Origin of the sequence: Parabacteroides caecihominis (assembly GCF_023656785.1) — a bacterium.
In the GTDB taxonomy this organism is placed as follows: Bacteria; Bacteroidota; Bacteroidia; order Bacteroidales; family Tannerellaceae; genus Parabacteroides; species Parabacteroides segnis.
This window is the reverse complement of the sequence record NZ_JAMOKS010000011.1, coordinates 180064-195967: the sequence shown is the minus strand read 5'-3', so window position 1 is coordinate 195967 and position 15904 is coordinate 180064. Positions and strand designations below refer to the sequence as shown.

General features: G+C 45.1%; 11 protein-coding genes and 1 riboswitch. Of the genes, 8 read left to right on the top strand and 3 right to left on the bottom strand.

From position 1 onward, the window contains the following. The first annotated feature begins 276 nt into the window (after positions 1–276). From carB to NBH14_RS11490, 3 genes are all read left to right on the top strand, one after another. Positions 277–3495, top strand: a complete 3219-nt coding sequence (gene carB, locus NBH14_RS11500) for a carbamoyl-phosphate synthase (glutamine-hydrolyzing) large subunit (protein WP_128133884.1) — start codon at positions 277–279, stop codon at positions 3493–3495. Between the two features lie 86 nt (positions 3496–3581). Continuing rightward, the gene (locus NBH14_RS11495) at positions 3582–5651 is read left to right on the top strand and encodes a ligand-binding sensor domain-containing protein (RefSeq protein WP_128133883.1); all 2070 of its coding nucleotides are present in this window, start codon (positions 3582–3584) and stop codon (positions 5649–5651) included. Positions 5652–5854: 203 nt separating this feature from the next. Beyond that, a complete protein-coding gene (locus NBH14_RS11490; RefSeq protein ID WP_128133882.1) occupies positions 5855–7231 on the top strand; it encodes an NAD(P)/FAD-dependent oxidoreductase in 1377 nt (458 codons plus the stop codon). Between the two features lie 328 nt (positions 7232–7559). Here NBH14_RS11490 and NBH14_RS11485 read toward each other — a convergent pair whose 3' ends face one another. Genes NBH14_RS11485 through NBH14_RS11475 form a run of 3 tightly spaced genes read right to left on the bottom strand, consistent with a single transcriptional unit; the run spans position 7560 to position 11799 of the window. Continuing rightward, on the bottom strand, positions 7560–8681 hold the full coding sequence (locus tag NBH14_RS11485) for an ABC transporter substrate-binding protein (RefSeq protein WP_186958396.1): 1122 nt from the start codon (positions 8679–8681) through the stop codon (positions 7560–7562). Between the two features lie 3 nt (positions 8682–8684). Beyond that, positions 8685–9782 (bottom strand): YncE family protein, encoded by a 1098-nt coding sequence (locus NBH14_RS11480; protein ID WP_128133880.1) that lies wholly within the window; start codon positions 9780–9782, stop codon positions 8685–8687. Positions 9783–9798: 16 nt separating this feature from the next. After that, on the bottom strand, positions 9799–11799 hold the full coding sequence (locus NBH14_RS11475) for a TonB-dependent receptor (protein WP_186958397.1): 2001 nt from the start codon (positions 11797–11799) through the stop codon (positions 9799–9801). Positions 11800–11832: 33 nt separating this feature from the next. Continuing rightward, a riboswitch (cobalamin riboswitch) is annotated at positions 11833–12038 on the bottom strand. A gap of 319 nt (positions 12039–12357) precedes the next feature. On the opposite strand from NBH14_RS11475, the gene atpD reads away from it, so the two are divergent. The 5 genes from atpD to atpE are packed head-to-tail and all read left to right on the top strand — an operon-like array spanning position 12358 to position 15903. Beyond that, complete coding sequence (gene atpD, locus NBH14_RS11470) at positions 12358–13875, top strand: F0F1 ATP synthase subunit beta (protein WP_007655645.1); 1518 nt, start codon at positions 12358–12360, stop codon at positions 13873–13875. A 6-nt stretch (positions 13876–13881) separates the two neighbouring features. Further along, positions 13882–14118 carry a F0F1 ATP synthase subunit delta/epsilon gene (locus tag NBH14_RS11465; RefSeq protein ID WP_122328009.1) on the top strand — a complete coding sequence of 79 codons (237 nt, stop codon included), beginning with the start codon at positions 13882–13884 and terminating at the stop codon, positions 14116–14118. Positions 14119–14130: 12 nt separating this feature from the next. Continuing rightward, on the top strand, positions 14131–14559 hold the full coding sequence (locus tag NBH14_RS11460) for a hypothetical protein (protein ID WP_128133879.1): 429 nt from the start codon (positions 14131–14133) through the stop codon (positions 14557–14559). Then, positions 14540–15598, top strand: a complete 1059-nt coding sequence (gene atpB / locus NBH14_RS11455; protein ID WP_128133878.1) for a F0F1 ATP synthase subunit A — start codon at positions 14540–14542, stop codon at positions 15596–15598. The genes NBH14_RS11460 and atpB overlap by 20 nt, the downstream gene beginning before the upstream one ends. A gap of 50 nt (positions 15599–15648) precedes the next feature. After that, the gene (gene atpE / locus NBH14_RS11450) at positions 15649–15903 is read left to right on the top strand and encodes an ATP synthase F0 subunit C (protein WP_007655657.1); all 255 of its coding nucleotides are present in this window, start codon (positions 15649–15651) and stop codon (positions 15901–15903) included. Position 15904 lies beyond the last annotated feature (1 nt).

Genomic DNA, 15904 nt, shown 5'->3' with positions numbered 1-15904 from the left:
ATTTTTATTGCACAATTAAATTATATCCCCTATCTTTGCCGAAATTTTGGAAGGAAGAGTTTCATGACGAATAAGATACATAAATGTAATCCGATGTTTATTTCCGGTTCAACGCCGGATATCGAAGCTCATTTCTTTAATTTACGGGATAATAATTTCTTTATATAAGATGCGTTGGTTATTTTTACTAACGCATTTTTTTTGTGTCCCGCAAGTGGCGATTTGATGAGATATAACATTCTATAAAATATTAATAAACAAAACAACCCAATTACTATGTCGAAGATTGGAATCAAAAAGGTGATTGTTCTGGGCTCGGGTGCCCTGAAGATCGGACAGGCCGGAGAGTTTGACTATTCCGGTTCACAAGCATTGAAGGCACTGAAAGAAGAAGGTATCAGTACCGTTTTGCTGAATCCGAACATTGCAACTATACAAACATCGGAAGGGGTAGCAGACAAGGTGTACTTCCTGCCTATCACTCCGTATTTTGTTGAAGAAGTAATCAAAAAAGAACAACCGGACGGAATCCTGCTGGCTTTTGGTGGCCAGACTGCCCTGAACTGCGGTACTCAGTTATACACCAGCGGCACACTTGCCAAATATGGCGTAAAGGTACTGGGAACTTCTGTTGAAGCTATCATGTACACAGAAGACCGCGACCTGTTTGTAAAGAAACTGAATGAAATCGACGTAAAAACTCCGATCAGCCAGGCCGTTGAAACGATGGAAGATGCAGTGAAAGCTGCTTACAAGATCGGTTTCCCGGTAATGATCCGTTCTGCCTATGCACTGGGCGGTATGGGTAGTGGTATCTGCAAGGATGAAGCAGAACTGCGTACACTGGCAGAAAGCGCTTTCGCTTATTCTTCACAGATCCTGGTGGAAGAATCGTTGAAAGGCTGGAAAGAAATTGAATTCGAAGTAATCCGCGATAAAAACGACCATTGCTTCACGGTTGTAAGCATGGAAAACGTCGACCCGCTGGGTGTACATACCGGTGAAAGTATTGTGGTTGCTCCAACCTGCTCACTGACCGACAAGGAACTGGATCTGCTGAAAGAACTGTCTACCAAGACAATCCGCCACCTGGGTATCGTAGGCGAATGTAACATCCAGTACGCATTCAACTCGGATACTTTCGACTATCGTGTGATCGAAGTGAACGCTCGTCTGAGCCGTTCTTCCGCACTGGCATCCAAAGCAAGCGGCTATCCTCTGGCTTTCGTTGCCGCTAAACTGGCATTGGGTTATGGTTTGGATGAAATCGGTGAAATGGGTACTCCGAACTCGGCATACAAAGCTCCGGAAGTAGATTATATGATCGTTAAAATCCCGCGTTGGGACTTGACTAAGTTCGTTGGCGTAAGCCGCCTGATCGGTTCAAGCATGAAGTCTGTCGGCGAAATCATGTCGATCGGTAAGAGCTTCGAAGAGATCATGCAGAAAGGTCTGCGTATGATCGGACAGGGCATGCACGGTTTCGTAGGAAACAACGACCTGGAATTCGACAACCTGGACGACGCCTTGGCTAACCCGACCGACCTGCGTATCTTCGCCGTAGCAAAAGCGCTGGAAGAAGGGTATACCGTAGAGCGCATCCACGAACTGTCAAAGATCACTCCGTGGTTCCTGAACGGTTTGAAAAATATCGTAGACTATGCGAAAGTATTGTCTCAATACAATAAGATCGAAGATCTGCCCGAAGAAGTGATGAAGGAAGCTAAACGCTTAGGTTTCTCTGACTTCCAGATCGCCCGTTACGTTGAGAATCCGGAAGGAAACATGGAAAAAGAAAACATCCGTGTACGTAACCTGCGTAAGAAAATGGGCGTTCTGCCAAGCGTAAAACGTATCAACACGATCGCTTCCGAACATCCGGAACTGACGAACTACCTGTACATGACATACGATGGCAGCGAACATGATATTCCTTACTACAAGAACGACAAGAGCGTAGTTATCCTGGGTTCAGGTGCTTACCGTATCGGTTCTTCCGTAGAGTTCGACTGGTGTTCGGTCAATGCAGCCCAGACAGCCCGTAAGTTGGGTTACAAGTCGATCATGATCAACTATAACCCGGAAACGGTTTCTACCGACTACGATATGTGCGACCGTCTGTACTTCGACGAACTTTCTTTCGAACGTGTACTCGATGTGATGGACCTGGAAATGCCGAAGGGTGTAATCGTATCCGTGGGAGGTCAGATTCCGAACAACCTGGCAATGAAGCTGTATCGCCAGAATGTTCCGGTGCTGGGTACTTCTCCGCTGTCGATCGACCGCGCTGAAAACCGTCACAAATTCTCCGCGATGCTGGATACACTGGGCATCGACCAGCCACGTTGGGCAGAGTTGACCAGTATGGAAGAGATCGATGGATTTATCGAAAAGGTAGGATTCCCGATCCTGATCCGTCCGTCATATGTACTTTCAGGGGCTGCGATGAACGTTTGCCACAACAAGGAACAGATGATCGAATTCCTGGATCTGGCCGCCAAGGTATCCAAAGAATATCCGGTTGTCGTATCCGAATTCCTGCAAGGAGCGAAAGAAGTTGAATTCGACGCTGTAGCCATGAACGGCGAAGTGGTTGAATATGCAATATCCGAACATATCGAGTTTGCCGGTGTTCACTCAGGTGACGCTACACTGGTATTCCCGGCTCAGAAAATCTATTTCGAAACAGCACGCCGCATCAAGAAGGTGAGTAAGATGATCGCCAAAGAGCTAAACATCAGCGGTCCGTTCAATATCCAGTTCCTGGCTAAGAACAACGACGTGAAGGTAATCGAATGTAATCTGCGTGCATCACGTAGCTTCCCGTTCGTATCCAAAGTGCTGAAACGCAACTTCATCGAAACGGCTACACGCATCATGTTGGATGCTCCTTATACAAAACCGGACAAGAGCGCTTTCGATATCGACTGGATCGGTGTAAAAGCATCTCAGTTCTCATTCGCCCGTCTGCATAAAGCCGACCCTGTACTGGGTGTGGATATGAGCTCGACCGGTGAAGTAGGTTGTATCGGCGACGACTTCAACGAAGCATTGCTGTCTGCCATGATCGCTGTTGGTAACAACATTCCTAAAAAGAATATCCTGGTTTCTTCGGGAGCAGCCAAGAGCAAAGTAGATTTGCTGGAACCCTGCCGCCTGCTGAGCACAAAGGGATACAAGATCTATGGTACTGCCGGAACCGCCAAGTTCCTGAACGAGAATGGAATCGAAGCGACTGCCGTATGCTGGCCGGATGAACAGGGCGACCTGAATATCATGGATATGTTCAGCAACCACGTATTCGAACTGGTTGTAAACATCCCGAAAGACCATAGCAAACGCGAGCTGACCAACGGTTACAAGATCCGCCGTGCTGCGATCGACCATAACATACCATTGATCACCAACGCTCGTCTGGCTAGTGCATTTATCGAAGCATTCTGCACGATGGATGTAAAAGATATCCAGATCAAAGACTGGCAAGATTACAAATAAGCAAATATTTTTATTATATTTGTAACCATAATACGTAGAGACAGGGTATTACCTTGTCTCTACCTGTTTAATTTTAAATCATGCCCATGTACAGACTGCCGTTATTGTTCCTGACATTCATGCTGACATTCCTGGTCGCGCATGCATCGGTAGTCGTCCCTAATTTATTCGTAAAAAACTTCTCGGTAGATGATTATAAAGCCAGTTGTCAGAACTGGGGACTGTCGGTAGCCTCCGACGGCGTGCTCTATGTAGCCAATAATTCCGGACTGCTCACATTTGACGGAAACACCTGGAAGCATTATGAGACACCCGATAAATCGGTTATAAACGGCGTTACATTCCTCAACGACACGATCTATACCATCAGCGAAGGTTCTTTCGGAGGATGGACCCTCGACCATTTAGGAGTTATGCGTTACCATAAACTCTCCACGATACCGGCAGAAGTCAAGTTTAAAGAACCGCCCGCTTCTATCCCGTTCATCCTGCCCGACGAGATACTGCATGCACAACCCTCTGTCTTTACAACTATAAACGACCTGTATTTCATCGGCACCACCAACAACGGATTATATATAACAAGCCCGGAAGGGACTATCCTGCGCCACCTGTCAACCCACGACCAGTCATTACCCGACAATATCGTGCGCGCCATCTGCATCCAGGATGCGCAACAGATATGGCTGGCTTTCGACAATGGCATCTCACAGATCACTTTCGACCCCTCGATCATTTTGCTGGGGAAACGAAGCCAGATAGGAAAACTGAAAAATGCTACGCTCTTCAACGACACATTATATATCCAGACAAATATCGGATATTTCAAAAGGACATTAGACGCCGGAGATCATTTTGAACCGGTCGATATAAAGAAAGAGACATTCCACCTCCTGCCACAGAACAGTGTGTACGACTCGCTCCGTGTCAGCAATGTATTCTACGACACCGAATCATTGGGTGAGTTTGCCCATGCAGAACAGATCTATCCTATCGGCGATAACACCTATTGGCTTTGTGTCAAAAACGAAGCCGGCCTGTTCCATAACGATAACGGGAAAGGGACACTGAAATGCCGCATTCTGCTCAATAACTACAATATGAATATGGTGAGCAGAGACCGGAGGATATATCCTTTGAATGACACGCTTCACCTGATCTCGGCCATGCAGGGAGCCTTGCTGGTCAATATACGCGACCTGATAGAGGGAAGCCTCGGCCCTGCCACGCCCCTGCAAATATCCGAAATAAAGTATATCGACAAACATGGCGTACACAACCTGCCGGTCAATTCGGAAAAGATCACCCTCCCCCATAATTTCCAGGAACTTTCCGTTTATGTAGGAAGTACGATCTTTACCCCGAACCATCAGATCAGTTATATGATAGAAGGTGTTTCTTCAAACTGGTCGCCCTGGCAAAAAGGCGGGGAGATCTCTTTCCTGCAACTTCCGGAAGGCAAATATGTACTCAAGATCCGCAAATATGTAGTAAAAGGGCCGTACCTTGAAATCGCCATTCCGATCACCGTCCGCCCGGCCTGGTACAACACGATATGGGCATGGCTGATCTATATCATCGCTATCGCCGTAATAGGCAAATACACACTCAGCTACCATCTGAAAAACCTGCAACGGGAAGAAAAAAGCAAGCTGGATGCAAAAAGGCAGGCGGAAGAACAGAAAATCCAGCAGATGAAAAGCCGGATGCTGGAAGCCGAGCTGCAAAACAAGAATAACGAACTGACCTTACAGACCTCCGCCCTGGTTAAAAGGAACCAGGCGGTACAGAAACTGCTTGACGAACTGGAGCAGCAGAAAGAGACATTAGGCGACCGGTATCCGAACAAACTGTATACCCGGATGAAAAACCTGATGGAAGAATCGTTGAACGACCAAGCGGACTGGCTGTTGTTTGAGACGCATTTCAACAGTGCCCATCAGAATTTCATTGACCGGTTACGCCAACAATACTCCGACATTACCACCGGCGACTTACGTATCTGTTGCCTGCTCCGCATGAATCTTTCCACCAAAGAAATCGCATCACTGTTAAACGTATCAGTCCGTGCGATAGAATTACGACGGTACCGGTTAAGGAAGCGTCTGTCACTCGACAGCGACACGAATCTCATTGATTTCCTCATGAATTTCTAAAAAGTATTTTCTAGAATCAGTATTTCGCCAAACCATTATTATACAATCAATTACATACCGATGTAGTAGGTATGAGAAAGTCTTGATGTAGTATTTCCTCTCACACAAAACATTTGCGCAAGTAGTGTAGTAGTACTTTTTAATCGTTATGTTTCCAAATGTGCTTCCTTTGCCAGTGCAATTGAATCTTAATTTCTATAGACATGATGAAGCACGATCTGGAAGAACAACTGGAAGAGTTGGAAAGGCAGGGTATCAGTCGCCGCCATTTCCTCAAAATATTAACGGCAGCAGGAGTTATAACTGCTGTAGGTACACAAAAAGCTCACGCATTCTCTAGTAATGCAAAAGGAAAAATCCTGATAATCGGTGGAGGTGCTGCCGGAATTAGTATGGCTGCACGTTTGATGCACTGGTTGGATAGTCCGGACATTACATTGATAGACCCCAGCGACCGACAGTTCTACCAACCCGGCTTTACATTGATTGCCTCCGGTGTTTATAAACCGGACGAAGTATGGAAGAAGCAGGAAGACTGCATTCCCGATGGCGTAAAATGGATTAAAGATTCTGTTGCCGCCGTTGACCCGGTCATGAACCTGGTAACAACGAACAACAATGGAAAAGTCGCTTACGACTTTTTGGTCCTGACACCAGGCATACAGATTAACTGGGAAAAGGTGGAAGGGATTACACACGATACATTAGGAGCAGGAAATGCTCACTGTATATATGATTACGAAGGTGCACAAAAAACCTGGAAAGCGCTTCAGGAATTCGCAAAGACAGGCGGTCGTGGTATCTACACAGATACATACACAAAGCATAAATGTGGCGGAGCACCGAAAAAGATTTGTTTGCTGACAGAAGATTACAGCCGCAAACAAGGCACACGGGACAATTTGAAACTGGATTACTTCACGGCAGCGAAAGAGCTGTACGATATTCCGTTTTACACGCCCCGCCTGCTGGAGATTTACAAGGAACGTAATATTCCCATCAATCTCAACGTTCGCGTGAAAGGTGTCGATACGGCAGCCAAACAGGTACATTTTGAAAAGGTTGAAACAGTCGGAGAAGAGAAAGTATATACTCCATTCGTGGAAGATTACGATTTCCTTCATTTCACTCCGCCTATGTCGGCTCCCGATTTCGTTCGCGAAGCTGGTCTGGGATGGACGGAAGGCAAGCTGGCTGCCGATGCCTGGGTGATGGTTGATAAAGCGACACTGGTTCACAAAACTTATCCGAACATCGTCTCCCTGGGAGATGTTGCCGGGATACCAACCAGTAAAACATCTGCGGCAGTACGCATGCAGGTACCGATCGCTGCCAAAAACCTGATCTCGTTGATGGAAGGCAAAGAACCTGTTGAAAAATACAACGGATATGCTGCCTGCCCGATCGTAACAGACTATGGACACGTACTATTGTGCGAGTTCGACTATGATAAAAAGCCGCTTCACTCGTTCCCGTTCAGCATGCTGGACACATCGAAGGAACAATGGGCGGCCTGGTTACTGAAAGTTTACATGTTGAAACCGATGTATTTCTACGGAATGCTGAACGGTTACGCATAACGGACCAAAATAACAACTCCCTATAATTCAAATGCCAAACTACAGAAAATCCCCGGGTCAGACTCCTGATGCCGGGGATTTTGTTTTACTATTCACTCCCCTCCCTCCGACTAAAAGGAAGACTACCACTTATTAAGTCGAAACTCCTTACTCACTAGAACGAAAGTCCTTACTCACTACTACCAGGGTGTACAGGGTAGTCTATCACCCTGTACACCCTGGCTAGCTATCCTGTACACCATAATCAACTACGGTGTACACCCTGAAAACACTAAGTCGTAACCTTTGAATTAGTTAGTCCATAGGTTAGTCTTAATAATTAGTAGGATTACTCCATCTTCCGATAATACCGAGGCGTATAACCTGGCAATAACTCCGGATGGAATACCCATACAAGGTCTTTCAGGAGGTAATCGGGATGTATCGGAAATTCCTCATAATAGGGTACTATTCCCGTATTACAGGTATAAATCCGGCGGTTCTTAAAGGCATCAAAGTTTTCATAGGGCGTATACTCGGTACGAAGGTCTTTGTAGGTCATGTCGTTTGCCTGATTATATTTGATCAGCCACATATCGGCATGGATCGCCTTGTCGAGTACGGTTTCAAAAGCCAAAGGGGTACTGCCCGCTCCGGGAAGGTCTTTGAAGATATAATCTGCTCCGGCATCTTTATACAGATGGGCAATATAGCTATCGCCTGCCGGCATATACCAGGAAGAACCGAATTTCTTTTCAGAAATGACGGTCGGACGGTTAGTGACTGTCTTTGCCAGCTCTTTCAGTTCCAGATAACGGTCTTCCGTTTCCCGGAAGATTGAATCTGCCATTGCTTCCTTACCGAATAACAAGCCATAGAAACGTATCCATTCAGTCCGCCCCAACGGCAACGACTCCATGTAATCGGCGGCCTCAATGATAGGAATACCCAGTTTCTCGGCAGGTCCGTATCCTGCATTCTGAAAAGGAGAAGCTATAATGATCTCTGCCCCTATATCTATAATCTTTTCGATATTCGGCGCCGTCGCCTCTCCCAGGTCGGCAATCTTTCCGGCACGCAAACCTTCCTGAATGGAAGGCGTATCCATATACCGGGGTTCACATACGCCGATCACCTTATCCGCTTCATTCAGCTGGTCGATAATAGCCGCATGAACGGAGGTATAAACCACGATATTCTTCACCGGTGTCCGCACAACCGTCCCCTTAGGCAAATCACCGGGCATTGACGTACTGCGGTCCACCAACAGATAACGTTGCAGGATACGGGTACTATCCCAAGGGTCGCGGACTTCTACCGATGTATAATCAGTGAAGTGCTGTATGGTGAAACCACGGGCATAGCGGATGGAGTCGGAAGATACAACTTCTTTAATAACAGTATTCTGTTTTCCGTTACATCCTGATAACAGAAAACAGAATACAATAAAAATATGAAAATATAACTTCATCTATTATTGATTCGTAACAAATGCAAATGTAGAAGGCGACATACCGACTTCTACTGTCTTTTTCAATGTACCTTCTTTGTCAAAAATAAAGATATCATCATTCTGGAAATAACTTGATATTCCATAATAAACATCTCCGCTCACCGGATCAACGCCAATGGCAGAAGGATCTGAAGTAAATACAGAAAAGTCTTTAATGAAAGTCGGATTAATTACTTTGTCGGTCTTCAAATCAAAAGTAAAAGCAGCTTTACCATCCGGGTTGTAGTAGTTAGCCACATAGCAATAAGCCGTATCGTTCTTCACATACATTTTTGTTACATTCACTCCGTCAACAGCCTCAGCTTTATCATCTTTCGTATCAACACGATACAGCATATCAGCACCGACCTTGTAATCGCCATAACAAACAGCATAAATATCTCCTTCCGAATCAGAGAATACATGATTCGGATTCAAGCCGACGGTAACATCACCAATCTTTTTGAAGGATGCAATATCCACCACAGACAATTTATCCGAAGTTGACGGCCAGTTCATCCCATCAGTATCAGCTGTGTAAATTTTTCCATTTGCGATAGCAATACCATCAGGGTTTGGACCAACAGCTGTATATCCTTCAATCGCCAATGAAGCAGTGTCAATCTTTGCTACAAAACCATCAAAAGTAGTCATGTATACCTTACCTTCATGTGAAGCCATCATACGAGGAGCACGGGGGGCACCTTCGCTATCAACAGGTTTTAAGGTTGTTATTACCTTAGATGTTGCTGCATCAAGAACCTCCAGTGTACTTGAGCGATAAACAGAAATATACAATTTAGAGCCGTATAAGAGCATACTCTGTCCCATATTACCCAAAGCACGCCCATTTACATCTGCAAAGATATCAGCAGTCATTTCTCCACTTTCCATGTCGAGCATAGACAGGGTTGCATTATTCTGACCATCCATGCCACCATTCAGGATATACACCTTAGATGTTTCAGTCGGAACGGCTGGAATTTCCGGTTCCGGTATTGAATCATCATCATCACAACTTGTAAACGTAACGCCCAATACTATTGTCAGCATTGAAGCAAACCAATAAAACTTTTTCATTTTAAATTATATATAATTAATATGTAATGGAAACTGCACATCTGAACGATCGACCCGGCATTGGATAATATCTCACAATATCATATTGTTTATCTGCAATATTCAGAATATCAGCCTGTAAACGCAAAATACAACGTTTCAAACGAAAATTACGATTCAGTGAAACATTCTGTTCTACATAAGACTCAATCTCATTTTCTTTGATATTCTGACGATTCATATACCTAACACCCGAAGCCGTTAACGAATAACTGATATTTACCCATGGGTTTAGGAAACTCGCCGAATACGAGCCGGAATGCCTTGGGGTATAGGGTATCTGATCTTTGTAGCTCTTGTCTTTTTCATTCGTTATATCAATCGCTTTCTGGAAAGAATACGAGCCGTCTAACAACAACTCATAAGTATCTTTTAAAGTAATCCCTGCATGCACATTCACATCCAAACCTTTAATGTCCACTTCTCCCAGATTCATCATCTTCCAAATAAACATTGTAGGAATAGCAACAATCTTATCTTTTACTCGATTATAATAGGCATCAGTCGTTATACTAAAAGAATTGAAAAGCCAGAAACGGTCACGCCAGGTAACACCTAAATTATATTGACGAGCTTTTTCCGGCTTCAGATTGGTATTACCTATCCGAGAATAATAAAGATCATTAAATGTTGGTAACCGAAAAGCATCTTTATAGGAAAAGCGTACCCGCAAATTCGCATCAGGCAATACCCTCCACGAAAGACTTGCTGTCGGTGACAGATGTTTTCTATTTGCCGGTTTCTCCCCTAACTCAACGCGTTCATCAATATAAGTAGCCAACAAAGACAATATACTAGTTAAACGGCGATCTTCGTATTTTGCAGATAAGGCAGTTAACGAAGAAAGCCGCGAAGGAAACTGGCAGTCCTTGAAATTATTATTCAGGTCATTCCAATAAATATCCTGAGCCAAAGAGAAAGAGATATTTTGTATGGGAACATATAAAAGAGATCCTGTTAAATACGTTTCTCGCTGATAATAAGAACTTACCTGTATTCTTCCTTCATACTTATTATTCACATCTTCATACCGGTTATAATACCAGTTATACCGAAGGCTACTTTGCAGAGAAAAACGATCATTTAATTTGTTTTCATAATGTCCTTGTGCAAAGAAGTTACGGTCCCATAAGCGCTCGCCAGTATAATCGTTATAAAGATTGACAGATCCCGGTAAACCACGTTCCGAATCGAAATAATATGCTTTAAGAGATAAATCTCCGTATCTTCCCAAACCTCCGTACAGGTTTAACTCTACGCGCCCTATATTAACATCTGTGTTTTTCCTTTTCTCGCGGGTCACTATGTTTCCATTCACTAATGTAAACTCATATTGCCCGTCTGCACGTTGCCAATCCCCATCAATAACTGCACTCCAACGTTTCCCTAACTTCTGTTCATATCTCAAATAAGGATTAAACAACCCGAATGAGCCGGTTTTAATCTTGGCAGCAATGTGAAATATATCTTTCCCTTCAAATTCCGGCTTACGTGTCTTCATAACCAAAGAACTGGAAGATGCAAACATTCTGGCAGTACGAAAAATATCATCATTCTGGATAATCGACAACTCTATTTGGTCCAAATTTTCTAAAGAGAAGCGACTTATGTCTACTTGTCCACTTTGACAATCACTTACGGCTACGCCATCGTAACTGACCCCGGTATGTTGTGCTCCCAGGCTACGGACTGAAACCGTCTTCAGCCCTCCTATCCCACCGTAATCTTTCACGGTAGCGCCGGAGAAACGTTTGACAGCCTCCGATAAATCCTGTATCCCAAGCCGTTCGATACCCGAACGGTCCATCACTTGTAAAGGTGTAGCCTCGCGGGTTGTGGAAGGACGCGCCTTTTCCACGACCTCAACACCTTTCAGCTGGTGATAAACAGTCGTATCGATCTGCTGTGCGTGCAGGACAGGCACGCACAGAAATATGCCTGCCAGGCATATAAATACTATAATAAATAATGTACGCATATATCAAGTTCCATCAACACCTTACCCGAGGCATTATATAATAGAATAATGGCAGGTTTTCTGACTTGTTCTCCCATGATCGGCCGCCTTCCCAAGGATCCTAAAATCCTCAGTGGCAACAAGATTTGCCGGGGTTACAGAACTTACAGCTACGGGTACAGTTCCGGATTTGCACCGGATTCCCTATTACTAACGGCCGGCGGAAGCCAGACCGTTACACCATAATCCGGTGGCAAAAGTACAAATAATATCAATTACTATACCTGATAATTTAAAATACTACTTCTGGTAATATAATTTAACAGATCATACCACCATCCCCCAAACCATTCCGCACACAAAATGCCAACCCTTATTCTTCAAAAAACAGCGTAATTTTTCCTCAAATTGTTCCATATCGCAAAACAATTGGTTCATTTCGGAATGACTACAAAATTAGTTTAAAGTTTAACTAAATGCAAAAAAGCCAAAAAAGTAATATGTTCGGGTTTCCGACAGGTTGTTTTCGTAATATTGCACGGTTGAAAAAATATATTGACGAGGTTTAAAAAGAATTGTATGGGAGAAACAAAAGGTTATGTTTCGCAGGTTATCGGTCCAGTCGTGGATATTCACTTCGATAATGAAAAAGAAGAGAAAATAGTGCTACCCCGCATTCATGACGCCATGGAGATAACCCGTCCTAATGGGAAAATACTGATCGTGGAAGTTCAGCAGCACATTGGGGAAAACACAGTCCGTACAGTCGCTATGGATACGACAGACGGACTGCAACGAGGAATGGAAGCCGTATCATGCGGTTCGCCCATTACCATGCCGGTTGGCGATCAGGTAAAGGGGCGTTTGATGAACGTGACAGGCGATCCGATCGACGGGATGAAAATGCTGGATAAAAAAGGAGCTCTCCCTATCCATCGTGAACCGCCGAAGTTTGAAGATCTGACAACCAGCAAAGAGGTGCTCTACACCGGTATCAAGGTGATCGACCTGCTGGAACCCTATTCCAAAGGAGGTAAAATCGGGTTGTTCGGTGGCGCCGGAGTCGGAAAGACGGTTCTTATCATGGAACTGATCAATAACATTGCCAAAAAGAATAACGGTTTTTCTGTTTTCGCCGGCGTGGGTGAACGTACCCGTGAAGGTAACGACCTGCTGCGCGAAATGATACAGTCGAATGTAATCCGTTACGGTAAAGAATTTAAGGAAAGTATGGAAGCCGGTCACTGGGACCTGTCGAAGATAGATCACGAAGAACTGGCTAAATCGCAGGCGACACTGGTGTTCGGACAGATGAACGAACCGCCGGGAGCACGTTCGTCAGTCGCCCTCTCGGGACTGACCATCGCCGAATCGTTCCGCGACCTGGCTCCAGAAGGCGAGACTCGCGATATACTGTTCTTTATAGATAATATCTTCCGCTTCACGCAGGCCGGTTCCGAAGTATCCGCCCTGTTGGGACGTATGCCGTCGGCAGTAGGTTATCAGCCGACACTGGCTACCGAAATGGGAGCCATGCAGGAACGTATCACCTCTACGAAAAAAGGTTCCATTACCTCCGTACAGGCTGTTTACGTACCGGCAGACGACTTGACCGACCCGGCACCGGCAACGACCTTTACGCACCTGGATGCTACCACCGTGCTGAGCCGTAAGATTACCGAACTGGGTATCTATCCGGCAGTCGACCCGCTGGAATCGACATCCCGTATCCTCGACCCGCTGGTCGTAGGCAAGGAACATTACGAAACGGCACAGCGTGTGAAACAGATACTCCAGCGTAACAAGGAGTTGCAGGATATTATCTCCATCCTGGGTATGGAGGAACTTTCGGACGAGGACCGCCAGACAGTTAACCGCGCCCGCCGTGTACAACGTTTCCTGTCGCAGCCTTTCGCCGTGGCGGAACAATTCACCGGCGTACCGGGCGTAATGGTCTCTATCGAAGACACCATCCGCGGATTCAATATGATCATGGACGGTGAAACCGACGATATCCCTGAACAGGCCTTCCTGAATGTAGGAACGATTGAAGATGTGATTGAAAAAGGAAAGAAACTGGCAGAACAAGCAAATTAAAAACGTATGGAACTGGAAATCATATCCCCTAGTGGCGTTTTATTCAAAGGAGAGACAAATTATGTATCCTTTCCGGGTACGGCAGGTTCGTTCGACGTCCTGCCCCATCACGCTCCGATGATCGCTGCCCTGGAAGAAGGCGTTATCCGGTACCAGACAAATGAAAAGAAAGAACAAGAAATAAAAATACAGAGCGGATTCGTCGAGATAAAAGGCGATATCCTGTCCGTATGCATCGAATAAAAAAATACGATCATGAGCGGTAGATTAAGAATGAAGCTAATGGGCTTGACTACCTTTATTAATGTAGTTATCGGCGTCTCCCTGGGAGGCTTGTTATACACCATCTGGCCTTCGCATTATTATGAGTGGTATCCATCGATACCGATGTTTTACTGGTTAAGCAGTATGTTAATGATCTATTTTCTGGATCATGTCAAACGGAAACACGGAGACGTCACGGTTGTTACTTATATGGTAGTCCGCCTTTGCAAATTCACGCTCGCACTGGTTTTCCTGTGGCTTTATGCCGCTTTGGTCGGACAGAACCTGAAAGCCTTCGGCTTCACGATGATGTTGTTCTATTTCATTTATCTTGTACTGGAAACATATACATTGTATCTGTTTGAGAAAAAGAGAATGATTAGTGAGAAAAAAGAAAAAGATGAACAGAATAAAAAATAACGGCCTGTTTTGGTTTACTTTCTTGTTACTGGTTTGCATCAGCTTTCCGGTAAGCGCCTCCACAGATGCGAAACAAGGTGAGGTAGATGTGCAGGATATCGTATTCTCACACATCAAGGATGCCTATACCTGGCACATCACGGAGTGGAACGGGAAAGAGATTTCCATACCACTGCCCGTCTTGCTGAAAAGCGAAGAACGCGGATGGGACTTGTTCCTCTCCTCACACCTGCATCATGGTAATGTGCATCATAACTATTACATCGCCAATGAGGGGAAACATGCCGGAAAGGTGGTAGAGAAAAACAGCAGAGGCGAAGAAGTAAAACCCTGGGACTTGTCGCTTACGAAAAACGTATGTGGCCTGCTTCTCAGTTGCGGTTTACTGCTTTTCATCGTGCTGCGTACCGCCCGCTGGTATAAAAAGCATCCGTATGAAGCCCCCGGAGGATTTACCGGATTGATGGAGATGGCGGTCATGTTCATACATGACGGCGTAGTGAAGGAAGGAATCGGCAAAGAATATAAGCCTTTCTCTTCTTATCTGCTGACGGTCTTTTTCTTCATCCTGATAAACAACCTGATCGGTATTATTCCGATTTTCCCGGGAGGAGCCAATATCACCGGTAATATCACAATTACCGCCGTGCTCGCTTTATGTACGTTCCTGGCAGTGAACCTGTTTGCTACCAAGGAATACTGGAAGGAGATATTCTGGCCCAACGCCCCTATCTTCCTGAAGTTACCGTTGCCGATCATGCCCTTCGTGGAATTTTTCGGCATACTCACCAAGCCGTTCGCCCTGATGATCCGTCTGTTTGCCAATATCATGGCCGGACATACAATCATTCTGGCGTTGACTTGCCTGATATTCATCACCGCCTCGATGGGAACAGCCATAAACGGTACGATGACAATCGTATCCGTATTGTTCACCGTGTTTATGAACTGCCTCGAACTGTTGGTGGCATGCCTTCAGGCCTATATATTCACCCTGTTGTCGGCCAACTATATCGGATTGGCCAAAGTACGGGAATGAACAAACATATTTATTAATAATAAGATTACTAATTTTAAAGATTGAGAGTTATGTTATCAGCAATTTTATTACAAGCAGCAGCCGGTGCAGGCATCGCTAAACTTGGAGCAACAGTAGGAGCAGGATTAGCTGCTATCGGTGCAGGTATAGGTATCGGATTGATCGGTAAAGGTGCCGTCGAAGGTATCAGCCGCCAACCGTCGGCAGCCGGTGACATCCGTACGTCCATGCTTATCATGGGTGCATTGGTAGAAGGTGTTGCCCTGTTTGCGATCGTAGTATGTTTCTTAGGATTGTTCCAATAAA